This is a genomic window from Tateyamaria pelophila (genome assembly GCF_019966495.1).
In the GTDB taxonomy this organism is placed as follows: Bacteria; Pseudomonadota; Alphaproteobacteria; order Rhodobacterales; family Rhodobacteraceae; genus Tateyamaria; species Tateyamaria pelophila.
Genome location: NZ_JAIMIA010000030.1, coordinates 16640 through 39620 on the forward strand (window position 1 = coordinate 16640; position 22981 = coordinate 39620).

General features: G+C 58.5%; 24 protein-coding genes. 11 read left to right on the plus strand and 13 right to left on the minus strand.

Translation table 11 applies throughout. The features are described 5' to 3' along the window. Positions 1 to 105: 105 nt before the first annotated feature. From LC354_RS11585 to LC354_RS11610, 6 genes are all read right to left on the minus strand, one after another. Positions 106 to 1062, minus strand: coding sequence for a hypothetical protein (locus tag LC354_RS11585; RefSeq protein WP_223423961.1), 957 nt, complete (start codon positions 1060 to 1062; stop codon positions 106 to 108). An 8-nt stretch (positions 1063 to 1070) separates the two neighbouring features. After that, positions 1071 to 2717 (minus strand): ABC transporter permease, encoded by a 1647-nt coding sequence (locus LC354_RS11590; RefSeq protein WP_223423963.1) that lies wholly within the window; start codon positions 2715 to 2717, stop codon positions 1071 to 1073. Continuing rightward, the gene (locus LC354_RS11595; RefSeq protein ID WP_223423964.1) at positions 2717 to 3808 is read right to left on the minus strand and encodes an ABC transporter ATP-binding protein; all 1092 of its coding nucleotides are present in this window, start codon (positions 3806 to 3808) and stop codon (positions 2717 to 2719) included. The genes LC354_RS11590 and LC354_RS11595 overlap by 1 nt, the downstream gene beginning before the upstream one ends. 68 nt (positions 3809 to 3876) lie before the next feature. Further along, positions 3877 to 4860 carry an extracellular solute-binding protein gene (locus tag LC354_RS11600; RefSeq protein WP_223423966.1) on the minus strand — a complete coding sequence of 328 codons (984 nt, stop codon included), beginning with the start codon at positions 4858 to 4860 and terminating at the stop codon, positions 3877 to 3879. A 278-nt stretch (positions 4861 to 5138) separates the two neighbouring features. Beyond that, on the minus strand, positions 5139 to 5402 hold the full coding sequence (locus LC354_RS11605) for a hypothetical protein (protein WP_223423967.1): 264 nt from the start codon (positions 5400 to 5402) through the stop codon (positions 5139 to 5141). Positions 5403 to 5661: 259 nt separating this feature from the next. Continuing rightward, the gene (locus tag LC354_RS11610; RefSeq protein ID WP_223423969.1) at positions 5662 to 6570 is read right to left on the minus strand and encodes a DMT family transporter; all 909 of its coding nucleotides are present in this window, start codon (positions 6568 to 6570) and stop codon (positions 5662 to 5664) included. A gap of 232 nt (positions 6571 to 6802) precedes the next feature. Here LC354_RS11610 and LC354_RS11615 point away from each other — a divergent pair, with 232 nt between their 5' ends. After that, positions 6803 to 7765, plus strand: coding sequence for a Gfo/Idh/MocA family protein (locus tag LC354_RS11615; RefSeq protein WP_223423971.1), 963 nt, complete (start codon positions 6803 to 6805; stop codon positions 7763 to 7765). 424 nt (positions 7766 to 8189) lie between these two features. Next, on the plus strand, positions 8190 to 9089 hold the full coding sequence (locus LC354_RS11620) for a DMT family transporter (RefSeq protein ID WP_223423973.1): 900 nt from the start codon (positions 8190 to 8192) through the stop codon (positions 9087 to 9089). Positions 9090 to 9330: 241 nt separating this feature from the next. On the opposite strand, the gene LC354_RS11625 is transcribed toward LC354_RS11620, so the two are convergent. Together LC354_RS11625 and LC354_RS11630 are read right to left on the minus strand one after the other, a co-directional pair. After that, positions 9331 to 9708 carry a YmgD family protein gene (locus LC354_RS11625; RefSeq protein ID WP_223423975.1) on the minus strand — a complete coding sequence of 126 codons (378 nt, stop codon included), beginning with the start codon at positions 9706 to 9708 and terminating at the stop codon, positions 9331 to 9333. 42 nt (positions 9709 to 9750) lie between these two features. After that, a complete protein-coding gene (locus LC354_RS11630) occupies positions 9751 to 9966 on the minus strand; it encodes a hypothetical protein (protein WP_223423977.1) in 216 nt (71 codons plus the stop codon). A 184-nt stretch (positions 9967 to 10150) separates the two neighbouring features. On the opposite strand from LC354_RS11630, the gene LC354_RS11635 reads away from it, so the two are divergent. Then, complete coding sequence (locus tag LC354_RS11635) at positions 10151 to 10432, plus strand: hypothetical protein (RefSeq protein WP_223423979.1); 282 nt, start codon at positions 10151 to 10153, stop codon at positions 10430 to 10432. Positions 10433 to 10459: 27 nt separating this feature from the next. Here LC354_RS11635 and LC354_RS11640 read toward each other — a convergent pair whose 3' ends face one another. The 4 genes from LC354_RS11640 to LC354_RS11655 are packed head-to-tail and all read right to left on the minus strand — an operon-like array spanning position 10460 to position 12907. Continuing rightward, entirely contained in the window at positions 10460 to 10954 is a 495-nt protein-coding gene (locus tag LC354_RS11640; RefSeq protein WP_223423981.1) for a DUF6505 family protein, read from the minus strand. 4 nt (positions 10955 to 10958) lie between these two features. Beyond that, complete coding sequence (locus LC354_RS11645; RefSeq protein ID WP_223423983.1) at positions 10959 to 11660, minus strand: biotin/lipoate--protein ligase family protein; 702 nt, start codon at positions 11658 to 11660, stop codon at positions 10959 to 10961. Then, positions 11657 to 12715 carry an Mrp/NBP35 family ATP-binding protein gene (locus tag LC354_RS11650; RefSeq protein WP_223423984.1) on the minus strand — a complete coding sequence of 353 codons (1059 nt, stop codon included), beginning with the start codon at positions 12713 to 12715 and terminating at the stop codon, positions 11657 to 11659. The genes LC354_RS11645 and LC354_RS11650 overlap by 4 nt, the downstream gene beginning before the upstream one ends. Further along, positions 12716 to 12907, minus strand: coding sequence for a DUF6494 family protein (locus LC354_RS11655; protein WP_223423986.1), 192 nt, complete (start codon positions 12905 to 12907; stop codon positions 12716 to 12718). A gap of 94 nt (positions 12908 to 13001) precedes the next feature. Between LC354_RS11655 and LC354_RS11660 the strand changes: the two genes are divergently transcribed. Further along, positions 13002 to 13727 (plus strand): hypothetical protein, encoded by a 726-nt coding sequence (locus LC354_RS11660; RefSeq protein WP_223423988.1) that lies wholly within the window; start codon positions 13002 to 13004, stop codon positions 13725 to 13727. On the opposite strand, the gene LC354_RS11665 is transcribed toward LC354_RS11660, so the two are convergent. Beyond that, on the minus strand, positions 13721 to 15667 hold the full coding sequence (locus LC354_RS11665; RefSeq protein WP_223423990.1) for a 4Fe-4S binding protein: 1947 nt from the start codon (positions 15665 to 15667) through the stop codon (positions 13721 to 13723). The genes LC354_RS11660 and LC354_RS11665 overlap by 7 nt on opposite strands. A gap of 348 nt (positions 15668 to 16015) precedes the next feature. On the opposite strand from LC354_RS11665, the gene LC354_RS11670 reads away from it, so the two are divergent. The 7 genes from LC354_RS11670 (at position 16016) to LC354_RS11700 (ending at position 22970) form a co-directional block, all read left to right on the plus strand. Continuing rightward, positions 16016 to 16546, plus strand: a complete 531-nt coding sequence (locus LC354_RS11670; RefSeq protein ID WP_223424011.1) for a DUF3305 domain-containing protein — start codon at positions 16016 to 16018, stop codon at positions 16544 to 16546. Continuing rightward, a complete protein-coding gene (locus LC354_RS11675) occupies positions 16543 to 17136 on the plus strand; it encodes a DUF3306 domain-containing protein (protein WP_223423992.1) in 594 nt (197 codons plus the stop codon). The genes LC354_RS11670 and LC354_RS11675 overlap by 4 nt, the downstream gene beginning before the upstream one ends. Positions 17137 to 17150: 14 nt before the next feature. After that, positions 17151 to 17738: a TorD/DmsD family molecular chaperone gene (locus tag LC354_RS11680; RefSeq protein WP_223424013.1), complete on the plus strand. Its 588-nt coding sequence runs from the start codon at positions 17151 to 17153 to the stop codon at positions 17736 to 17738. 56 nt (positions 17739 to 17794) lie between these two features. Beyond that, positions 17795 to 17983 (plus strand): twin-arginine translocation signal domain-containing protein, encoded by a 189-nt coding sequence (locus LC354_RS11685; protein WP_223423994.1) that lies wholly within the window; start codon positions 17795 to 17797, stop codon positions 17981 to 17983. A 113-nt stretch (positions 17984 to 18096) separates the two neighbouring features. After that, positions 18097 to 21066 (plus strand): formate dehydrogenase subunit alpha, encoded by a 2970-nt coding sequence (locus tag LC354_RS11690; RefSeq protein WP_223423996.1) that lies wholly within the window; start codon positions 18097 to 18099, stop codon positions 21064 to 21066. Between the two features lie 13 nt (positions 21067 to 21079). Then, on the plus strand, positions 21080 to 21673 hold the full coding sequence (gene fdh3B / locus LC354_RS11695) for a formate dehydrogenase FDH3 subunit beta (RefSeq protein ID WP_223423998.1): 594 nt from the start codon (positions 21080 to 21082) through the stop codon (positions 21671 to 21673). Positions 21674 to 21758: 85 nt separating this feature from the next. Beyond that, positions 21759 to 22970 carry a formate dehydrogenase subunit gamma gene (locus LC354_RS11700; protein WP_223424000.1) on the plus strand — a complete coding sequence of 404 codons (1212 nt, stop codon included), beginning with the start codon at positions 21759 to 21761 and terminating at the stop codon, positions 22968 to 22970. The last annotated feature ends 11 nt before the right edge of the window (positions 22971 to 22981 follow it).

The following is a 22981-nucleotide window of genomic DNA, read 5'->3' on the forward strand; positions in this document are numbered from 1 at the left end:
TCAGCACGGGGCAGCGCATCCCAGAACGGCAGAGCCTGGGGTTTGCCATCCAGAAGAATGGCCCGGCGCTGAACATTGCCGATCGGCATGCCGTGCGCGAACAGCCTAAAGACCGGACAGGAGCAAAACAGTTCTGTCGTCAAAATACTCATCGCTGGTCGATCCTTTGACCGCCGCGAACGGCCCGGTCTTGTGAAAATCAACCTCTTCGGCGCGGTGAAAGCGCTCTTCCCACTCCGACATTACAGCCATTTCGGGAAAGTCCGGATAGCCATCGGAGAATATCTCGATGCTTTGAACATCACTTTTGGGGCGCACCATGTCTATCAGGTGCCCCAATTGCGGGACGGTTCCATTCAACGTATCAAAGCACAGCGGTGAACCAGTGGCGTTTCCCAGACGGAATTGCGTCTGAATGCCCCCGTTCAGAAAGGCCACCACGCTTGCCGCGTCAGCTTCCAAACCGTTCGCTTCGATGGCTTGAGAGATGATCTGGTCCGCCGCAGCGCGATCTAGCACAGCCTCACGCACCGCCGCGTCAAATCCCAGAAATATGACGCGGCGCACGGATTTCTCCAACACGTCGGGATCGGCCTCCCGTTCTTGCAACCGTTTGAAAACACAGACACGGGCAACGGTCGAAACGCTGTCGATCAGCTTTTCGTGCCTCAGCACTTCAGTGCCATTCAACCGAATCCCGGTATCGCCAAGCGTCATGAAGCGCCATTCGTCTCCGCAATCCAACGCAATCGCCAAGGTTGTCGACGGCGGGATCGGCAGCGCAAGCGGGTCCGTGCGCGTCGCCAGACCTGATGTCAGATGGTGTACAATCTGTGGAGCGGGAATATCGCGCAGGCCGGGCGTTGATGCCATGTCCGTCATAAGCTGGGCAACTGTCAAAGCGGCCAACCGCCCGGTTCCGATCCCCCCGACGATTGTGCCGCGCGGGTCGGTCGCGCCATCAAAGACACCATAGATCTGGCCCGGAACAATCAACGGGACATCGTCCCCCAACCGAACCCCGTCACGATATTTCGACTGGCTTTTGAGCTCGAAATGCATGTTTGACCCTAAAGGAATGCAGAATCGCGGTTATCCGCGAACCTGAAAACAGCGTAGACACAGACCCCGGTGCACAACAACAAAACCGTGGACAACGCGGCGGCAAGGCCAAACTCTCCATCCAGCACCGCAAGATAGATTTTCACAGGCATCGTCAGCGTACCTGCGTCGTAGATGATGAGCGTGCCCGACAGTTCATTGATTGCGGTGATGAAGCTCATGAGGGAGCCAACGATCAGACCGGGCATGATCAGCGGGATCGTCACCTTGAGGAAGGCAGTCAATGGCGGTGCGCCAAGATTGATCGCCGCCTCTTCCATCGAGGGTTTGACCTGGCGCAAACTCGATGTGGTCGACCGCACGCCGTAAGGAAGGCGCCGAATGAAATAGAGCAAGACCAGCATGGTTGCGGTGCCGAGGCCGAAAAAAGACCCGGATCGAAACGTCGTGACAAAGCCGATCGCCATGACGACACCCGGCACCAGATAGGGAACCATCATCAGGAAATCGATCGCGCCTGACGCTGCGGTATCGCGGCGCACGATCACGTAGCTGATCAGCGACGAAAATGCGGTAATGAGCACCACCGCAGCAAGCGCAAAGAGAAAGCTGTTGCCAATCGCCTCGGGCGTGTCACGCAGAATGCGCGAATAGCTTTCCAGACCGAAGCCCCCGACAAAGACCGGACCATTGGTTTTCAGAAAGGACGTATAGACCACGACCAGCGTCGGTAGCATCGCCAGCAGAACAACACCGTGGCAGAACCCATGCACCGCAACATTGCGCCAGCCGGTCAGCTTTTGTTTGACGGGCAGGTTCGTCAGGCTACTGGCATAGCGGCGGCGGGACAGAATGCGGCGCTGCGCGAACAGGGCCAGCATGGAGATCGCCATCATGATCATGGAAACAGTGACGGCCATCGTTGGCAACCCGCCAAGTTCGGAGCGGTAGGCGGCAAATGCGATGGTCGACAATGTCCGAAAACCGCGTCCCAAAATCGCGGGCGTCCCGAAATCCGCAATTGCGAGCACGAAACAGATGATGGCTCCCGTGCTGATGGCAGGGAACACCAAAGGCAGCGTGATCTTGGTAAACCTTTGCCATGGGGTACAGCCCAGATTCTCCGCCGCGTCCTCAAAGGATTTGTTCACCGCATTCAACGCGGTCTGCGTCATCAGGAACACGAAAGGGAAGAGTTTGAGCGTGAAGACCAGAATGATCCCATGGGCCCCGTAAATAGTGGGAATCTCGATCCCGAACCCTTCGAAGAAATTGGTGACCACACCATTTGAACCCAGGATCATGATCCACGCATAGGCTCCGATGAAGGGGGGTGCGACCAACACCAGAATGGCCAAAGTCGATATCCATGCGCGACCCCGCAGGTGAAAGCGCGCCGTAAAAAAAGCCAAGGGAATGCCCAGGAGGCAAGCGCCCAATGTGCCAAGGAGGCCGACAAAAAGCGTATTCTTGAAGCCGGTAAGATAATAGTTGCGGGTAAAGACTTCGACGTAATTTCCGAATGTCCACGCGCCCGTATCGGCATCCACGAAAGACAGCAAAAGCACACGTAGGATGGGCACGATCAGCAAGACGACCAACGTCACGATGATCAAAACCGTGACCACCGTCCAAAAATCTGGTCGCCGTTTCATCACGTCAAACGTTCTCCGGTTTCGCTGTCTTCGAAAAAGATGATTTCATTGCGCGGTGCGGTCAGTGTAACGGGGCTGCCCGGGGTAAGGCCGATGATGGCAGGGTCCGGGCGATCCACTGATTTCAGGATCTCACCGGACTTTGTTATGGCAAAAACCTCCATTTCGCGCCCGATGAAACTGACCTCTTTGATCGATGCGGGAATGGCTACTCTATCGGCAGAGGCCGCGGCTTCGCCCGCCTGCACATGCATCGCCTCCGGTCGGATCGCACTGGTGATCGCCACAGGGCGCTGCGCGCTGGACAAAAGGTCTGACAGGTCTGCCCCGCTTGCCCGCAACGTCAGGTCCGCGCCGTTTTGATCCACGCCCAGAAAATTGTTCGCGCCCACAAATGTAGCTACGAACCGATTGGCCGGGCGGAGGTAGATGTCGAGCGGGCTCGCCGCTTGCTGGATGACACCGCCGTACATGACACAGACCGTATCGGACATTGCCAATGCTTCTTCCTGATCATGGGTCACATAGATTGTGGTTATGCCAAGGTCTTGCTGGATGCGCCGCAGCTCGGCGCGCAAGTCGACCCGAAGACGGGCATCGAGGTTTGACAACGGTTCGTCCATCAACAGGACCTTGGGCTTGATCACAATGGCGCGGGCCAGGCCCACGCGCTGCTGCTGCCCACCGGACAATTCATGAGGCATCCGCTGCTCGAACGCGCCAAGTTGCACGACCTCGAGGACTTCCCCGACGCGGCTTTTGATTTCAGCGCTCGGCACCTTGCGCTGTTTCAAGCCGAAAGCCACATTGTCGTAGACGCTGAGATGGGGGAAAATCGCGTAGTCCTGAAACACCATGCCGACATCGCGCCGATAGGCGGGCAGGCCCTCGATCGACGTACCGTCCACACGGATCTGACCCGCATTCTGATTGTGAAACCCGGCGATGGTTCTCAGCAGAGTGGTCTTTCCGCATCCCGACGGGCCCAGAAGGGTGTAAAACGATCCCGACGGGACAGTGATACTGATATCCGAAAGGGCCACCACGTCGCCATAAAGCTTGCGGAGCCCGTCTATTTCCACGAGGGCCATGCTGGTGTCCTGTCAAATGAGAGCAGAGGTCGCATGGGGCACGGTCCTGCCGCACCCCGCGCTTGGAACTACTGGACGTCGAGGACCATATCTTGCCACGCTTCGACAAGGCGCTTGCGATTGTCAGCGGCCCATTGCGAGTCGTAGCCGACCGAGTTCACTTCGTTCAAAGGCAGCAACCGGGGATTGGAAGCCACGTCAGACCGCACGGGCCGTCGACCCTGCTCTGCCACCACGGTTTGCGCTTCGGCGGACAACATGAAGTCGAGGAACGCGCGGGCGTTGTCTGCATTCGGGGCCCCGGCGACAAGCGCCATGGCGTCGGGCGCAATGGCCGTTCCTTCCGCCGGATAGACGATCTGAACCGGTCCGCCGCCTTCAACATAGCGCAGGGCTGCATCTTCGAGCGTCACACCCACCGCCAGTTCACCATCATTGACGAAACGCGGGACCGCGCCGGAGCTGTCCGAAAGTACGAAATTGCCCAGCATGCCCTCGTAGACGTCCCATCCGGCTTCTTCAGAGTCGAAGGCCTGAAGCACTGTGGCCAGTTGGATATAGGCAGATCCCGAAGCTTCGGCACGCGCCGAAGAAATCATATCGTCATACATCGGATCGGCGAGCGCTTGCCAGCTGTCCGGAACGGGTTTGCCGTCCAGCTCCCCCTCGTTGACGATAAAGGCCATGATGACGGCCGTGAACGGGCTCCACATTTCGCTCTGCTTCATGCCGTCAGCCAGCATGTCCGTCCCGGCAGCCTCATAGGCTTCGAAGAGTGTGGGATTGAAGTCGATGACGGTCCCGTCAACGCTCCAAAGGACATCGGCCAATGGGTTTGACGATTCAGCTGTCAGACGGTTGAGCAACTCGCCGGATCCTGCCTTGATGATCTCGACGCTGGTGCCCGTCTTCTCTTCAAATATCGGAACCAGGGCATCGATGAAATTCTGCGGCACGGCGGTGTAGACAGTCACCAACCCGTCCGCGAAAGAAATTGAAGCGTTCAGGGCCAAAACGGATGTGAGTGCGATTGTTTTGAAAGTATTTTTCACGAGACCTCCCAGGTGAGAATTGTCGCCGGTTTCACCGGCACAGCCTGACGCAGAAGATCCACGTCCAGAATTAGACTGCATTTCACAACAAAACAAAGTCAACGTGATTCAGGATTTGGGCAAACTATTCCGGCCGAACATCTCCGCAACACTTGTGGCAAGCGATGACCGAGGTCCCGTCGCCCGAAAGGTGGAGCGCAGCAGGTGAAATGGATTGGATATTGGGTCATGGATAAAAACAACGGCGCACTGCCCGGTGATTTGATCTGCATGACACTTCAGTGCATTCTGCGGGATCCCTCTTTCTCTTCGGTATCCGGATCACCGTACGCGCCGTCGATCCCATCACCGACCATACTGAGGATGGCCGACACAGGGGCACCGGAACGCACCATCCCAGATACCAGTTCAACGATCAGACGGTCGCTCAGGCATTCGGGGCAAATACCGTTCTCCTGCGCTTGCTCAGCAAGACCTTGCATCGTCTTTTCTATGAAATCCTCGAAACCCGGGTCGGTCTCGTGAATGAAACTGTCCTTCATAACATCCTCTCTCGATCGCTGATTGCGATCTCATTTTGGTCTTCGTGTCACAATAGAGTATCTCTCGGGCTTGCAATGCCAACTTTGGGTGTCGGCGTAAAGTTTCCCAATGCTACCGTACGCAACAACGTCACCCAAGCCGTCGCGCCAGCAAAATGATTGTCCATGTGGCTGTGGTTTCGGACCAATAGAGGTATTTTAGGCGGTAGGTTTGCACAGTCATGGCCTGCCCCTTGACGCAAGCAGGGTGAGTTCGTGATCAGGAAGTGTGCGCGGATTGGGGTTTGCTGAGCACACCAGACGCCAGAAACACGCCTGCTGCCACGAGGGTCACGCCAAACACCTTGAGCGGTGTCACGGTTTCATCGAGAAATGCCGCGCCTCCGAGCAAGGCAAGGATCGGCGTCAGAGCCCCAAAGGCAGCCGTCTCAGCAGCGCCCAGAATCTGTACGGCATAGCCGAACAAGAACATCGCAAGGATACCGATTATGAAACTCTGAAGCACGATCATCACGATGATATCCGTCAGGCTGGACGTGGCAAAGCTGACATTGCCGGTTGCCAGCAGCAAAGGGGACATCAGCAGCGTGCCCCAAAACAGTCCAATGACCAGCCCGTGCAGCGGGCTGAGACCGCTTTGACGAAAAATCACGGAATAGACCGCCCAAGCCCCCGACCCGGACAAAAACAGCAAATGGCCCTTCCACGCGCCATCGACCGTTCCGGCGAATATTTGCCAAAGGCTGACGATCATGGCGCCGATCAATATCATCGCAAGCCCAAGGCGCCGACGCGGGCCGGTCACTTCTCCGGTCAAGACATAGGCGGCCAGTGCGGTCCAGAACGGCAACATGCCCGGCGCAAGCGCGCCGCCGTCCGAAGCAGGTGCATAAGCCAGCCCGGAGGATACGACGAAGGGAAACACCGCGCTTGCGCCGATCATCAACATCACCGCGCGCGGCCAGGACTGCCCCTGCGGCATCACACCCAAACGCCACATGACCGGAGCCATAACCAGGGCACCCGGCACCAGACGCAGGATCAGGAGTTCTTCGACCGTGAAGCTGCCCTGTACGGCGAACCGCGTGACCAGCATGAAGGCGGCCCAGATTGTCACAGTGGCAAGGGCGGCCATGAGGCCAAGTGCCCGTGTTTTCGGGAGGTTCATCGATCCGGCCTTTGACGGGGTGTTCGTGCAGTTGATTAAACTCCATTGTGCAGGCATGCGCCAGCGAAAGGCGGGCACTCTTGTGACACTGCGGTAGAAATTGCGTGCCCAATGGATGTCCAGAACGACAAAGCCGCAGTACGTGCACGGTTGCATCAGGTCGATAAATCCAGCCATGTTGCGGTTCAGACCGGAATGCGACACGTCCCCGACCGACACGGAGAACACCAAAATGCCTATCACAACAGCGATTATCGGACTTGGGATTATGGGCCGAAGAATGCTGGAGCATATGGACCGCCACGAAGGCTACGCACCCGTTGCCCTGTGGGATCCGGATGGCGAAGCCTGTCGCGCAGCGCAAGCTATTTCACCGGGCGCAAGCGTCATGTCATCCCCCCAAGAGGCAATCGCAGCCGCAGACCTTGTCTATCTGGCCTGTCCTCCTGAACCCCGAAAAGCCTATGCGCGCGCCGCAGCTGATGCAGGCAAGGCCGTTTTTCTGGAGAAACCCCTCGGGGTGGATGTAGCCGAGAGCGAGGTCCTTGTTGCGGCGCTGACAGCCGCGGGTGTTCCTGCTGCGGTGAACTTTACCCAAGCAGCCGGAGCAGCATTGTCCGATGTGACCAGCGCGGCCCGATCGGGTGCGATGGGGGATCTGATCGGCGTCGATATGGTGATTACCTACGCCGCTTGGCCGCGCGCGTGGCAACAGGCGGCGGACTGGCTGCGGTTCCGGGACGAAGGGGGAATGACACGCGAAGTCATTTCGCATTTCCTGTTTTTCTCTGAACGCATCTTTGGACCACTTTCGGTCGTCTGGGCAAAGCCCTCCTATCCCGAAAATGCCCGGCTGTGTGAGACACAAATGCTTGTGCGTCTGGAAAACGCGGAGAAAAAACCGGTCACGATCATGGCCAGCGTCGGTGGGGCGCAGCCGGATCGTCAAGAGGTGACCATCAAGGGGTCTCTGACCAGCCGCCGCATCACAGATTTTTCTGTCGATTCCGCGTCCGATGGTGGCCCATTCACCGAACTGGCCGAGCGCCCCTCGGATCCGCGTGCCGTCAGTCTCAAGGCGCAACTGGATGAGCTGCTGTTGTGCATTGCGGGTCAGCCGCACAGGCTTGCAACTCTGGACGAGGCTTTGCGCGTACAAAAACTGGTGGAAACGATGCTTGCAGGCAAAAGCTGATCGGCTGCTGCCAGACATATACAAATGACTGCCGAGTAATGAGGGAGGGATAAATTATGGCCCATCCCGGAAATGGTCCGATCGCCACAAAACCCTCTGAGCAGAGCGCAGTCCCGGCCGCATCCATGACCGCGCTGCCGAGAAGTTGCGCATGAGAGGCGTTTTCGCTCAGGTACTCTTACACCATCGCGCGGGTTTTTGCGTCGACAACCACCGTCAGATGACTGCACCGGAACGCCTTGTTGTCGCTGTGATTTACGTTTCGGTCGGACCCAGGACGGCTTTTACACGGCTGGTTTCCGCTTCGGGGCCATCGTATCCAGTATCTCCTGCGTGATTTTTGCGCTGGTACCCCTGTCTGGCCGGGCTTAGAAAACCGTATTGTCATACAGGATCATTCCTTGATTGAGGCCCCGAACTCCAGATGATGCTTCGCAGCTACCGCAACAGTTTGTTCATGGTGTTTTGCGCCGGCTTGTTCTGGTCGACGCAAGGGTTGGCCATTCGGCTGATTGAAGGGTCTGACGCCTGGCAAATTCTGTTTTACAGATCGGTTTCGCTCACCGCTTTCCTGTCGGTCGTGATCTTGTTCCGATATGGGCGCGGGTCTTTCGACGCGATCCGCAGGACCGGCTTTCCGGGCGCGGTTGGCGCGATCTTCCTCGTGTTCGCTTATGCCTTTGGCATTCTTGCGATGCAGCAGACCACCATCGCGGATGCGGTTTTGCTATTTGCGACCGCACCCTTCTTTGCAGCCGTCCTTGGATGGCTGTTTCTCGCTGAAAAGGTCCAAGGATCGACATGGATCGCCATCAGTCTAGCCATGGCCGGGATCGTCGTGATGCAAGGCGGGGCCATCGCCAACGGGAATGCTCTGGGCAATCTCTATGCCGTCGGATCGGCACTTTGCTTTGCGCTTTTCACCTTGGTTCTGCGCTGGCGCAAGGACGGCGACATGATGCCCACGGTTCTTTTGTCAGGCGTGTTTGCAGCCATTATTTGCTTTGTCGTTTCGCAGGTCACAGGCACCGGTCTTGCGGTGCCCATGGACGACATAATCGTCGCGTCCTTGATGGGTATCTTTCAAACGGGCGCAGGGCTGGTCCTTTATACAATCGGGGCGCGCACAGTCCCTGCCGTACAACTGGCTTTGTTGCCCCTGATCGAGGTCATTCTGTCACCGCTCTGGGTCGCGTTGATCATCGGCGAATTTCCGACAGTGATCGTCTTGGTGGGTGGCTTTCTTGTCGGTGTGGCAATTATCGGTGATGCAATACTGACGGCACGCAAACCAGCCGCTGAACGGGAGCGGCGCATCACTTAGCGTTTGACGGGCATCGTCCGCATCATATGCCCCTGCGCGGTCAGCCACCAAAATGTTCCTGTGCTCACCAATCGACCAAAAGATAGATTGCTGGAGCTTTGCCGAGTACCTGTGCAACGCAGCAATCTGACCGAAAAGCGTCTGGGTCAGGATCTGCCGAGACACAGCACGCGGGCTCAGCATCCACAGCAGGTGGCACCCGTGCAAACCGCAATTGGTCAAGGCGCCCCTGTGACGGCTGTCAGTCGAACGCAGCCATGGTGCGCAAGACGGCAAGGTCCACGGCGCCAGCCAACAGCATACCCGGATCGTCGTCACAGGCGTCTTCAAGCTCTTCCACAAATTCGATGTCCAGGGCTTCGCGGTCATTTTCGTCTTCGATTTCGACCAGTATGTCGATCTCTCGGTTGTAGAGCGACACCATGACCATCAATGCCACGATGTCGGAGATCTGTTGATGGTCGTCTTCGTATGTTTCGAGAATGCTCTCGCAGCTGTGGTGCATGAACGGTGTGGCGGTGTCCAGGATACTCTCCGCCTCTTCGTCAGCGGATACGGCACCAGACAATGCCAAAATGCTGATAGCCGCGGCCGCCATGGTTTTTGAATACGGGATCATTACGTGTTGTCCTTACTTGAGATCAGAAATGTGATGGCGCGCTCAGTTCCGCACGGCGCCTGCAATCGCACCGACAACGGCACCCGATCGCGCGCCCGAGTTGCCGCCAATAAGATACCCCGCGCCGGCGCCGATCGCCGCGCCACCGACCGTGTTTCTGGTCCGCTTGCTCAGGGCATCCGCCGGGGTCGGCAGAGCCAGGCTCACGCTCAGGGTTAGCGCTACTGCGACGAAAAAAGGTGTCCGAATGCGTTTCATTCAATGATCTCCGTATTGTGGGTTTTACGACCGGCTCAAGATCTGCACGACGCGATGCAGATCTGGTGTGTTTCCAACACGACAGTAATGGCGTTTGGGATGAATTGTCAGCAATAAATGACTACCGCGTTGCGGTTCTTTCAAGCGCGTCGAAAACTTGACAAGCGGGCAAAGAAAAAGACAGTTGGAGCATGGCAATAAACCGAACAGGACGATTAACGTGTACAATAAACTTCCCGCTTTCATTTGCGTTTTGGCGATCATCTCTTTGTCGGCATGTACGGGCGCGACAGTCAGAAGTGCAGCACGTTCGCAAAATCAAGCATATCAGGCTCAAGAGGCTGTTTCGGCGCAGCGCCTTGAATTTGTTGAAAAATATCAGAAATGCGTCGCAGATGCAGGCCCGGATACGCAAAAGGTGGAAGCCTGCGATGTTTATCTCCGAAGCGCCGAGGCCCTGTCTTGAGCCGTGATTGAATATCGCTTTTGAAACCTAGTGGTGGTGGCCGTCCTCGTCCAGCGCGCCGTGAATGGCAAATTGATCCAATCCGGCGTCGCGGGGCTCCACGATCCGATAGCTTTCCTTGACGCCAGCGTCGGTCAATTCGCGCGATACCAGCAATAGCGTATTGGGATGCTGGCCGTCACAAATGTCGACCATATGCATCAACTCATCGCGGGCCACAGCTTTCGCGTCCTGGATCGAAGGCGCGCCGTAGACATCGACGAAATGTTGGGCAAGCGCGTTGGTCAGTGCGTCCAACTCCGACGGCTCGACTTGTGTCACAGCCACCACGGACACGCGGCCAAAGGTCTCGATCCCCAACCAGCCGTTGGAGAAGGCTTGCCGGGCCTTGCCCGTCAGATCCGCCTCTGACCAGTTCGAGAATTCAAACCCGCCCGACAGGCACCACTCCCCGGTCCGGGCCGGCGAATGAAAAATGTTCATGTCGCTTTCGTCAAAATGGATTGCGCGCGCCAGCATCATGTTTTCAGCCCTCCAGCATTTTGGTGAGTGGGATCAGATGCGTTACGGCTCCGTCCCGCAGCAGCATCCCGAAATTTTCGTCTATGCCCAGAAATGTCCCGCGGGTTCCGCGTATCTCGATCTCTTCCCCGATGCCGTGCGCCAGTCCACGCCATTCTTTGTGCAATGGTGCGGCGCCGTCTTCGAGCCAGGTGTTTAAACCGACCAATGTGTGTTTCACCCAGGCCTCGAGCAGCGCGACCGCATCCACATCAGCGCAGCCTTCGGCATAGAGCGCGGTTTGATCAGGCATTTCACCGGTGTCGTCGGATGCAGGCCAGAGCGGCACTTCCAGCCCGATCACCAGCCAGTTCGGCTCTTCCTTCGGGTCGGATCCGGATGCGGCGGCCCGCAAATGCCCGCAGGAGGCTCCATTGACCCGGATGCCTCCGGCCCAGTCCAGATGTACCGCAACCTCTGGCGGTGCGAGCGCGCCAAGGGCGTTTTGAAACCCGACCCCGCACAGCGGCAGCATCGTCATCGAATCCTCAAGGATCACGTCCGGCGCAAACACTATTGCAGCCCGCAGCGTATCCGCACCCAGATTGTGGACAACAAGCCCCGCATCGCAACCGCGCACCGCCTCCACGCAGGCTTTGTCAAACGGGTCGATCCGGCCGTCAACCGCCAGCCCGTCAAAGAGGGGAGGGAAGGTCGGTTTCGTCATCCTCCTTTTCCGACCTTGATCAATGCTCTGGCCACGTCCCGAAACGCCTGCGCCTGCGGCGAGCCCGGTTTCGACACCACGATCGGCGCGCCTGCGTCGGCTGCCACGCGGATATCCAGATGCAGCGGGATTTCAGCCAAGAGCGGCACGCCCAGTTTTTCCGCCTCTGCCTTGACGCCGCCATGGCCAAAGAGGTGTTCTTCGTGCCCGCAATTGGAGCAGATATGCGTGCTCATATTCTCGATCATGCCAATGACGGGCGTACCCATCTGGTTGAACATGTCGATGCCTTTGCGCGCATCCAGCAAGGCAACATCCTGTGGCGTCGAAACAATGACTGCCCCATCCAGATGCGCCTTTTGCGCCAATGTCATCTGCACGTCACCCGTGCCGGGCGGCAGATCGACGATCAGCACGTCCAGCGCGCCCCACTGCACCTGCGTCAGCATCTGTTGCAGCGCACCCATCAGCATCGGCCCGCGCCAGACCACCGCTTGATCCTCATTGGTCATCAAACCGATCGACATCATCGTCACCCCGTAGTTGCGCAGGGGCAGGATGATCTTGCCATCGGGGCTTTGCGGGCGGCCCGACACACCCAGCATGCGCGGCTGAGACGGTCCGTAGACATCCGCATCCAGCATGCCCACACGGCGTCCTTCGGCCGCCAGCGCACAGGCCAGATTGGCTGCCACAGTGGATTTACCCACACCGCCCTTGCCCGACGCCACTGCGATGATGCGGTCGATGCCGGGCACTTTTTCCGGGCCTTTGGCTTCCGCGGCCCGGCCCAGCTTGAGATCCGGCGGCGGCGCCTTTTGGCTGTGCGCCGTCATGATGATCGTTACCGACACAGCCCCCAAAGCGGTCAGTTTTTCCTCTGCCTCCGCTTTGGCCGCCATGAACGGATCGGGTTGATCCACCTCCATCACAAAGCGCACCGCGCCGTCTTCCACGTTCAGCGCACGGACCAATCCAGCCTCGACCAGATCAACGCCGGAGGGCGCTTTGACATCTCTCAGACAGGCGAGAACGGCGTCTCGGGAAACAGACACCTATGCGCCTTCGATCTTGCCGGTCACGACATGTTCCAGCGCGATCCCGTCGATGGTCAGCACCACTTTGGCCTCATAGCTTTTTCCGGCTGTGTCGCCCGCGTTGCGCATCGCGTCTTCGATGGCCTGCTGGGAGGTCACGCCCACCTGCTTTAGAAATTTGCGCATCGACATGTTGAAATCTTCGCTCATGGTGACGTTTCCCGGTTTGCTGAAATGTTGACGTCGGCACCCTAGCGCCCCTAGGCTGACGTGCAACCTGACAAACGAGGCTGAAGGGTTCGTAATGCTGAGAATATTGGTTGTCCTCGCGTTGTTGCTGGCCAAACCTGTCGTGGCACAGGACAGGGCATTTGTGTTGCAGGCTCCCGCTACACTGGTTGAAACTGGATTTCTGAAGCATCTTCTGCCCCGGTTCTCGCTCAAGACCGGTATTCGGATTTCCGTGTCTGCGCAAACCGGCGATGCGAGGCTTGGGGACGATGGCACGCCTGTGTTCCAGCAAGGCGATACCGTATGGCGCTTTGCCAGTTCCGGCGACGCGGACGCGAATGTGTTCGAAGCGTGGCTGTTGTCGGACGTCGGCAAGCGCACGATCGAGGCCTATGCGCCGAACGGCAACGCGCTGTTCAGTTCCGATGTGACCGAAACCGTTGTGATCGCCACGGTCGCGTCGAGCGGCGATCTGGCGCTTGGCGAGGAAACCAGTCTCACGCAATGCGGACGCTGTCATGTGGTCAATGAAACCAACCGCATGAACGCCATCGGTTCGACTCCTTCTTTCGCTCTGATGCGAACATTTCCCGACTGGCAGGCACGGTTCGAGACGTTTTTCATGCTCAGGCCCCACGCGGCCTTTACGCAGGTTATCGACGTCACCGAACCCTTTCCCGAACACCTCCCGTCTCCCATCGTCCCAATCGAAGTCACGGTGGAGGAGGTCGAGGCGATCACCGCCTATGTCGGATCGATTGCGCCAGCGAACCTGGGATCGCCAATCCAAATTCAGTGATCCTTGCGTTTGCTGAAATAGTCGTCACTGGTGCGCACCCGAGGCCGCTCACCACCCTGGAACGGGTTGTCCGTTGAGTGAAACTGCGCCTGAATGCGGCAGTTTTCGCACATCTGGATCATTTTGGCCGCGTCGGACGTGGCGAACATCGCGTGTTTTCCAGCCAGTTTTTCGGTGATCTTTGCGATGGTGGACTTCGATCCAAACAAGCTACCGCATTCGATACAGGCAAAGGGCTCTTCTTCATACAGAACACGCTGGGTGAACGCGGCGCCGGTCAGATCCATCTGCGGTTTCAACGTGATCGCCTGTTCCGGGCAAATGTTGCTGCACAACCCGCATTGCAGGCAAGCATCTTCCTGAAACCGAAGTTGCGGCAGATCCGAATTGTCGCCCAATGCGCCGGACGGGCAAAGAGAGACGCAGGACAGGCACAAAGTGCAGGCATCGGTATCAACCAAAACGGCACCGTATGGCGCGCCTGTCGGCAAATCCGTGATGGACAATTCGGGTTGCAGAGCCTTTGCGGCCAGTCGGGCCACCTGCCGTCGCGATCCCATGGGCAGGATCGGGGCGCAGTTCAGCGGCGTCACGACAAGTTCCGACAGCGCTTCGCACAACGCGTCCGGGTCGGCCACGTGCAACAGTCGCACCACATCAGCGCCTGCCAACGCCCGCGCCAGTTCTGCTTGCCCCTCCAGTACCTCAAGTTCGGTCTTGGGTGACATCAGCACATTGACATGCTCAAACCCGCAGGCAAGCGCGGCGACCATTTCAGCATGACCAAAGCCCGAAAGAGCATCGACTTCCAGCGGGATGACATGCCCGGGCAATCCCCGCCCGAACCGGGCGCCAAGTGAAATCATTTCCAGCCCGTAACCGGCGTCATGCACCAGCAAGTGCGCGTTCGTCCCGTCGGCATTGCGATATGTGGTTGCAAGAGTCGTCAACCTTCGAAAGATCGCATCGACAGGCGGCGCGTCATAGCTGATCGCCCCTGACGGGCAAACCGCGGAACACGATCCGCAACCGGCGCAGATCATCGGATCCACCGCCACATGTTCGCCCGCCGATGAAATCGCCCCGGTTGGGCACACATTCAGACAGTTCGAGCAAGCTGGCTGTTCCGCGCGACTGTGGGCGCAGAGCGACTCCTCCAGCCGGACATAAAGCGGTTTTTCGAATGTGCCGACCATGTGCGATGCGTCGAACACTGCCTTGGCGATGGAGGGCGGGTGAGTAGGGTCCGCGCGCAGATATCCTTCGCGTTTGTCCGGGGCAGGGACCAAGGGAGTGCGCCCACTCAGATCCAGAATGATATCGCAGTTGGATACAGCACCATCCTGAGGCGCGCCAAGTGTGAATGCCCCGCGTCCTCCCGGCACGATCTGTTGCAACCCGTTGAACTTGACGGTGAAGTCGCCGAGCGCGCCATTGACCGTACGGATCGTTCCAAGGACGCAATCGAACCGGCGGTCCGCCGGGATCAGGTCTGCATCCTCCACCAGAACAGTGACCGCCAGAACGCCACATAGGTCAGCCGCGGCCTGAATCGCGGCGACGCCCCCGATAATCAGACATGTCCCCTCGGACACCACATCAACTGCTTTTCCAAGCGGCAGGGACAGCGCCGCTTCGGCCGCCAGAGCACTCATTTTCGCGGTCGGATTGCCTTCGCCCCATCCAGCGCGGTCGCGCAGGTCGACAAAGCCGGGGGCGTCCGCGCCGATCTCGTCTGCCAGATCTTCAAATATTTGTCGTTCTTGCTGACAGGCGACGATTGCGTCGCCTTGCGCCAATTCCTTGGCAGCAGCGCCGATTTGCACGGTGCATAAGCTACTGTAAACCTTGGAACATTCCAGTCCGCTGGCATTTGATATGGCATCTGTGTCCACGTTCTGACTGCCCGCACAGTCGCACACTATCAGCTTTTTTGCCATTTTCGCCCCCCTTCACCGGCCAGAAATGGCGGTGCGCCCGAAGGCTAGACGGGTTTGACGCCGGTGGTAAACCACATTTATTTCACCAAGGAGACCGGGGCGCATTTTTGCATGGCAAAAATCAAGAATACTTTCTCGTTTTTTAAAAGATCCAAATGGCGTAACGGCCTAAAGTGCGTTGACCGAATGACACATTTGTGGCACCCACCGGCCAGATCAATTTTTGCATACCAGTGCATACCGCACAGAAAGTTCTTTGAGAACGTCGATGAATCAGACCATAATCGCGATAGCCAAAGATATGAAACCGGGAACACGTTGAGTATCCAAGACAAGAAATCCGCTTCAATCCCGTTGGGAATTGTGATCCGCAGAGTGCCTGGCGTGACGCGTTGGGCCACTTATGTATGGAAGGCAATTGCCGTTCTTCCCGGCGCGGGGTCAGCGGATTGGAAAGAAATGCGGCGCGATGGCGATGCGGTCGAGTACCATGCCGCGACACTGCCACTGGAACTGTTTCGCACCGATACGGAAGCTTATTTGCACGGGCTGTCTGCCAAGGTGCCCTCCATTTATGTGGTAATGCGCCCATCCGAGAGCGATGAGCCGCTGGATATGGTTTTGGTCACCGCCTCGCCCTATGAAGCACAGGACTACACCGATACCGGGGAGGAACTGGTCGAGAAAGTTCCGATGCCCGATGGTCTGATCGCCTGGATCCGCGAGTTCGTCGAATTGCATCACGAGGATGAGGTGTTCGTCAAACGCCGCCGCGATAAGGCCCGCGTGGATCGCAAGGAAGACGGGATCGGCGATGCACGGATTCGTCAGGTGGCCGATGTCTACCGCGCCCCCGGTGCAAAAGAGACGGTCCATTGACCGCCCGCGAAGATTTCTGGGCCCGTCGCAGGGCAGGGGTCGCCGCGGAGGCGGAGGCCGAACGGGCCGCTCAAGAGGCGGAGAAGATACACAAAGACCATGCGGTCTTTGAGGGAATGGACGAGGCGGAGATGTTGGCCGCCCTTGATCTGCCGGATCCCGATACGCTGAAGCAAGGCGATGACTTCTCTGTCTTCATGGCCAAGGCCGTACCGGATCAGCTTCGCCGCCGGGCGTTGCGGATGCTGTGGCGATCAAATCCGGTTTTGGCCAATGTGGATATGCTGGTCGATTACGGTGACGATTTCACCGACGCGGCGATGGCAGTCGAGAATATCCAGACCGCCTATCAGGTCGGCAAAGGCATGATGAAACATGTCGAGGAAATGGCCCGTCAGGCCGAAGAACGTGCCAATCCACCGGCACCTGATGACGCGATCGAAGACACGGACACAGACAGCAATGTCGCCGAAGCGCCGGAGCGGGATCCGCAGCCAGAGGTCGTCAAGACCGTCGAGGATCCAGAAGGCGAAACATATGCCTCAGTCGTGCCGCGCCGCATGAAATTCAGCATCGAGGAACCCGCGTGAACGCCGCCGAAGATATGACCATTGCCACTGAAGACCGACTGCGTGCGGACCTCTATAACTTTCTGGGGCTGATGTTGTCCGGTCCGCCGGATCAGATGCTGCTGGACCAATGTGCACATCTGACAGGGGATGACAGCGAGATGGGCCAGGCGATCGCAGGTCTGGCACGCGTGGCAAAGGCCAGCAAGCCGCGCAGCGTCGAAAGCGAGTTTAACGCGCTTTTCATCGGATTGGGTCGGGGCGAGTTGCTGCCTTATGCCAGCTATTACCTGACCGGTTTTCTCAATGAAAAACCGTTGGCGGCGTTGCGATCGGATATGGCGGCACGCGCGATGACCCGCGCCCCGAACGTATACGAACCCGAAGACAACATCGCATCGCTCATGGAAATGATGGCGGGCATGATTGTCGGCCGCTTTGGCAAGCCCGCAACGCTGGACGACCAGAAGATGTTTTTCAACAAGCACATCGCGCCATGGGCCGGACATTTCTTTTCCGATCTTGAGGCCGCCAAGAACTCGATCCTTTACGCATCATTGGGCGCAGTGGGGCGTGCATTCATGAATATTGAACGCGAAGCTTTTCGAATGACCGCCCGCTAGGGCGATCACAAAATCACCGGTGGGGATGCCTGCCACAACCAGGAGGGAGACATCCCATGACCAAGGAAACCGATGGCACAAATCGCCGCGACTTTCTGAAATTGGCCGGAACCACCGCGCCGGTTGCCGCTGTGGCCATTGCCGCTGGCACGACGCAGGCTGAAGCACAGCCTGTGGATCTGGCATCAGAGAAGATGCAGGATACGGCGCATACTCGCGCTTATCTCGACAGCGCCCGCTTTTAGGACGCTTTTCTATCGACCCATGGACGACTGGTTGCGTGACGCCCGACTGTCCTTGGTAGCAAAAAAGCCAAGCGAGCAGGGGGTTGTCCCGAGCGAGCAAGGGAGGAACGAAGATGCTGAAGAAAAAAACCAACGGGGTTGCGCGACGCTCCCAGCGGACTGGCATATTATCTGACATCGCAGAGAAATCCGTAGACCGCCGTGCATTCCTGCGGGGCTCAGGCCTGGCGATTGGAGGGCTTGCTGCGATTTCGGCGACGGGTGGCACTGTCACTCAGGCCTCCGCAGCGACCGCCGCCAGCGGCGCCGTGGAAACCATCAAGTCCGTCTGCACCCACTGTTCGGTCGGCTGTACCGTTGTGGCCGAAGTCAGCAATGGCGTTTGGACAGGGCAGGAACCCGGATGGGACAGCCCCTTTAACCTGGGAGCGCATTGCGCCAAAGGGGCCGCCGTCCGCGAACATGCCCATGGCGAGCGCCGTCTCAAATACCCGATGAAAAAAGAGGGTGGAGAGTGGAAACGCATCAGCTGGGAGCAAGCCATCAACGAGATCGGCGACGGCATGATGAAAATCCGCGACGAAAGCGGACCGGATTCCGTCTACTGGCTGGGCTCGGCCAAGCATAACAACGAACAGGCCTACCTGTTCCGCAAGTTCGCCGCCTATTGGGGCACGAACAACGTGGATCACCAGGCGCGGATCTGTCACTCGACCACCGTTGCGGGCGTTGCGAACACATGGGGCTACGGCGCCATGACCAACAGCTACAATGACATCCACAATTCCAAGGCGATCTTTATCATCGGTGGCAACCCGGCCGAAGCGCACCCCGTTTCGCTGCTGCACCTTCTGAAAGCCAAGGAGCAGAACAACGCGCCTGTCATCGTTTGCGATCCCCGCTTTACCCGCACGGCGGCCCATGCGGACGAATATGTGCGCTTCCGGCCCGGTTCGGACGTGGCGCTGGTTTGGGGGATCCTCTACCACATCTTCGACAATGGCTGGGAGGACCGAGAGTTCATCCGCACCCGTGTCTGGGGCATGGACCAGATCAAGGAAGAAGTCGCCCGGTGGACGCCCGAAGAGGTTGAGCGCGTCACAGGCGCCTCGCCCGTCCAGCTCAAGCGCGTGGCGCGGACGCTGGCCAACAACCGTCCCGGCACCGTGATCTGGTGCATGGGTGGCACACAGCACACCAACGGCAACAACAATACGCGCGCGTATTGCATCTTGCAGCTGGCCCTTGGCAACATGGGCACGGCAGGCGGCGGCACCAATATCTTCCGCGGCCACGACAACGTGCAGGGCGCCACGGACCTTGGCGTTCTGGCCGATACACTGCCCGGCTATTACGGCCTGTCCGCAGGCAGCTGGGCACACTGGGCCCGTGTCTGGGACGAGGATCTGGATTGGCTCAAGGGCCGGTTCTCGGATGCCACATATGGCGACACCTCGATGATGAACCTCAACGGGATCACCGTCAGCCGCTGGATTGACGGGGTGCTAGAGGACAAGGAAAACATCGACCAGCCGGACAACACCCGCGCGATGGTTCTTTGGGGCCACGCGCCCAACTCCCAGACCCGTCAGAAGGAAATGAAGACGGCGATGGAAAAGCTGGACATGTTGGTGGTGGTTGATCCCTTCCCAACGGTCTCGGCGATTTTGCATGATCGTCAGGACGGCGTGTATCTGTTGCCCGCCACCACGCAATACGAAACACGCGGATCTGTCACCGCGTCGAACCGGTCGCTGCAATGGCGCGATCAGGTCATTGACCCGCTGTTCGAAAGCCTGCCGGATCACGTCATCATGGCGAAATTTGCCAAGAAATTCGGCTTTGAGGATCGTCTGTTCCGCAACATTTCGATGGACGGAGAAGACGAGCCGAACATCGAAGACATCACCCGCGAATTCAACCGCGGCATGTGGACCATTGGCTATACCGGCCAGTCGCCTGAGCGCCTCAAGATGCACATGGCCAACCAGCATACGTTTGACCGCACCACGCTGCGCGCCGTCGGTGGCCCCGCAGATGGGGATTTCTATGGTCTGCCATGGCCCAGCTGGGGCACCCCCGAGATGAATCACCCGGGCACGGCGAACCTTTATGACATGTCGCTGCCCGTGGCCGAGGGGGGGCTGACCTTCCGCGCCCGCTTTGGTGTCGAACGGGACGGCGAAAACCTCTTGGCGGATGGTGTCTATTCCGTCGGGTCGGAAATTCAGGATGGCTATCCCGAATTTACGATGCAGATGCTGATCGATCTGGGCTGGGACGGTGACCTGACCCCGCGCGAACGTGCAGAGATCGAATTCGTCTCCGGCTTCCGCGACACGCGGCCCGGCACCGCGGAAGTGGGCGAGCAATCGCAGCAAGGCCCCTATCCATCGGATTGGACCGACAAGATCGGCGGCGTCAACTGGAAGACCGACCTCTCGGGCGGCATCCAGCGGGTTGCGATCAAACATGGCTGTGCCCCCTTCGGCAATGCCAAGGCCCGCGCCGTTGTCTGGACATTCCCGGACCCGGTACCGATCCACCGCGAGCCGCTTTATACCAATCGGCGCGATCTGGTGGCCGATTATGGCACCTATGACGACCGCAAGTTCTGGCGCGTCCCGACAATGTATAAGTCCATTCAGGAAAACGACTTTTCCAAGGATTATCCAATGATCCTGACCTCTGGTCGTTTGGTCGAATACGAGGGTGGCGGCGATGAAACCCGGTCAAACCCATGGCTGGCCGAGTTGCAGCAAGACATGTTCATCGAGATCAACACACGCGATGCCAACAATCTGGGCGTGCGTGACGGTGCACAGGTTTGGGTGGAAGGCCCCGAAGGCGGCAAGGTCAAGGTTATGGCCACGGTCACCGAACGGGTCGGCGAAGGCGTTGTCTTTATGCCATTCCACTTTGGCGGGCATCTGGAGGGCGAAGATCTGCGCCACAAATATCCCGAGGGCGCAGACCCTTACGTGTTGGGCGAAAGCACGAACACGGCACAGACCTATGGCTACGATTCAGTGACCCAGATGCAAGAGACCAAGGCCACTCTCTGCAAAATCTGGACAGCATAAGGAGACCTGAGAAATGGCAAGAGCGAAGTTTCTCGTAGACGCCGAACGCTGCATTGAGTGCAACGCCTGCGTGACAGCCTGTAAGAACGAGCACGAAGTGCCGTGGGGCATCAACCGCCGCAAAGTCGTCACGATCAATGACGGCTCGCCCGGCGAACGGTCGATCTCGGTGGCGTGCATGCACTGTTCGGATGCGCCCTGCATGGCGGTCTGCCCAACGGACTGTTTTTATCAAAATGAGGAAGGGGTGGTGCTCCACTCCAAAGATCTCTGTATTGGCTGTGGTTACTGTTTTTATGCGTGTCCCTTCGGCGCGCCACAGTTCCCGCAGGCCGGCAACTTTGGATCACGCGGCAAGATGGACAAATGCACCTTCTGTGCCGGTGGCCCGGAGGAAAACCACTCCACAGCCGAGTTTGCCAAATACGGGCGCAACCGGATCGCCGAAGGCAAGCTGCCGATCTGCGCCGAAATGTGCGCAACCAAGGCGCTGCTTGCCGGTGATGGCGACGTCGTGTCCGGCATCTACCGTGAACGCGTCGTGGCCCGCGGCTTTGGCTCCGGTGCCTGGGGCTGGGGTTCGGCTTACGGCCAGCAGGGCGGCTAACCGCCCCTGTCTGGACCTTTGAACAGATCAGGGCGGCCCCACGCGGGTCGCCCTTTTTGCCCTATACGAAACAAGAGGAAAACCTATGCTGCGCGCGCTGATCGCTATGTTGCTGACCCTGTCGTTTATCACCGTGGCGCAGGCGCAAGAGGCCGACGCACCGGCCGCTGGGCCTGACCGCTCCGCGACCGGCGGGGCACAAACCCTCGAAGACATCATGGCCCGCCAGCGGGGTGAGGCCGTCGACAATGCGTTTCGGTCCGAAGCAATCGGCGACCCGAACAGCGCGGCGGGCATGGCCAACCAGCTTGGCACTCTGGGCGGCGCGTCCGATCCCGAACTCTGGCGCGAATTGCGCTTTGGATCTGCGGATATCACAACGCAGTATAACGGGCCGGCCGCCACGACCTTGGTGCAGGATGGCGGTATGCAATGGTTGCTTTGGCGTCAGGGGCCGCTGGCCACCTATGGCGCCTATCTGCTGGGCGGCACTATCCTGTTGCTTGCCCTGTTCTACCTCATCCGGGGCCGGATCCGCATCGACGGCCCGAAAACCGGCCGCACGATCGAACGGTTCAAGGCGGTGGAACGCTTTGGTCATTGGCTGTTGGCCGGCTCTTTCATCTTGCTTGGGATCACCGGACTCATCACCCTCTTTGGCCGCAAGGTCCTGATCCCCGCCTTCGGGCACGAGGCATTTTCGACGCTCGCGATCGCGTCGAAATGGGTGCACAACAACGTATCATGGGCGTTTATGCTGGCGTTGGTGATGATCTTTGTAATGTGGGTCATTCACAACCTGCCGGACCGGACAGACATCAACTGGATCCTCAAGGGCGGCGGTATCTTTACCAAGGGCCACCCGCCGGCCAAGAAGTTCAATGCTGGTCAAAAGCTGATTTTCTGGTCAGTGATTGTCCTTGGCACGTCAATTTCGATCACCGGACTGGCGCTGCTGTTTCCCTTCGAAATCAACATGTTTGCCGCCACTTTTGACAAGCTCAACAGTTTCGGAATCTCCAACGCATTGGGTATGGGTGAGTTGCGCACAACGCTCGCCCCGCATGAAGAGATGCAATACGCCCAACTCTGGCATGCCATTGTCAGCTTTGTGCTGATGGCCATCGTTCTGGCACATATCTATATCGGATCGCTCGGGATGGAGGGGGCCTATGACGCAATGGGCTCTGGCGAAGTTGAGGAACAGTGGGCCCGCGAACACCATTCGCTGTGGGTCGAGGAGGTCAAGGCCAAGGAGAAGAAGGCCGCTTCCGAAAGTGCAACGCCCGCAGAATAGATGCTGCGGGG

What these genes read in the sequence shown, in the direction of transcription:
- LC354_RS11610 (WP_223423969.1), bottom strand. Translation starts at nt 6,570, where the DNA reads ATGAACCTCCCGAAAACACGGGCACTTGGCCTCATGGCCGCCCTTGCC.
- LC354_RS11685 (WP_223423994.1), top strand. Translation starts at nt 17,795, where the DNA reads ATGACCAAGGAAACCGATGGCACAAATCGCCGCGACTTTCTGAAATTG.
- LC354_RS11625 (WP_223423975.1), bottom strand. Translation starts at nt 9,708, where the DNA reads ATGATCCCGTATTCAAAAACCATGGCGGCCGCGGCTATCAGCATTTTG.
- LC354_RS11645 (WP_223423983.1), bottom strand. Translation starts at nt 11,660, where the DNA reads ATGACGAAACCGACCTTCCCTCCCCTCTTTGACGGGCTGGCGGTTGAC.
- LC354_RS11590 (WP_223423963.1), bottom strand. Translation starts at nt 2,717, where the DNA reads ATGAAACGGCGACCAGATTTTTGGACGGTGGTCACGGTTTTGATCATC.
- LC354_RS11595 (WP_223423964.1), bottom strand. Translation starts at nt 3,808, where the DNA reads ATGGCCCTCGTGGAAATAGACGGGCTCCGCAAGCTTTATGGCGACGTG.
- LC354_RS11690 (WP_223423996.1), top strand. Translation starts at nt 18,097, where the DNA reads ATGCTGAAGAAAAAAACCAACGGGGTTGCGCGACGCTCCCAGCGGACT.
- LC354_RS11620 (WP_223423973.1), top strand. Translation starts at nt 8,190, where the DNA reads ATGATGCTTCGCAGCTACCGCAACAGTTTGTTCATGGTGTTTTGCGCC.
- LC354_RS11700 (WP_223424000.1), top strand. Translation starts at nt 21,759, where the DNA reads ATGCTGCGCGCGCTGATCGCTATGTTGCTGACCCTGTCGTTTATCACC.
- LC354_RS11655 (WP_223423986.1), bottom strand. Translation starts at nt 12,907, where the DNA reads ATGAGCGAAGATTTCAACATGTCGATGCGCAAATTTCTAAAGCAGGTG.
- LC354_RS11660 (WP_223423988.1), top strand. Translation starts at nt 13,002, where the DNA reads ATGCTGAGAATATTGGTTGTCCTCGCGTTGTTGCTGGCCAAACCTGTC.
- LC354_RS11605 (WP_223423967.1), bottom strand. Translation starts at nt 5,402, where the DNA reads ATGAAGGACAGTTTCATTCACGAGACCGACCCGGGTTTCGAGGATTTC.
- LC354_RS11585 (WP_223423961.1), bottom strand. Translation starts at nt 1,062, where the DNA reads ATGCATTTCGAGCTCAAAAGCCAGTCGAAATATCGTGACGGGGTTCGG.
- LC354_RS11665 (WP_223423990.1), bottom strand. Translation starts at nt 15,667, where the DNA reads ATGGCAAAAAAGCTGATAGTGTGCGACTGTGCGGGCAGTCAGAACGTG.
- fdh3B (WP_223423998.1), top strand. Translation starts at nt 21,080, where the DNA reads ATGGCAAGAGCGAAGTTTCTCGTAGACGCCGAACGCTGCATTGAGTGC.
- LC354_RS11615 (WP_223423971.1), top strand. Translation starts at nt 6,803, where the DNA reads ATGCCTATCACAACAGCGATTATCGGACTTGGGATTATGGGCCGAAGA.
- LC354_RS11640 (WP_223423981.1), bottom strand. Translation starts at nt 10,954, where the DNA reads ATGATGCTGGCGCGCGCAATCCATTTTGACGAAAGCGACATGAACATT.
- LC354_RS11680 (WP_223424013.1), top strand. Translation starts at nt 17,151, where the DNA reads ATGACCATTGCCACTGAAGACCGACTGCGTGCGGACCTCTATAACTTT.
- LC354_RS11630 (WP_223423977.1), bottom strand. Translation starts at nt 9,966, where the DNA reads ATGAAACGCATTCGGACACCTTTTTTCGTCGCAGTAGCGCTAACCCTG.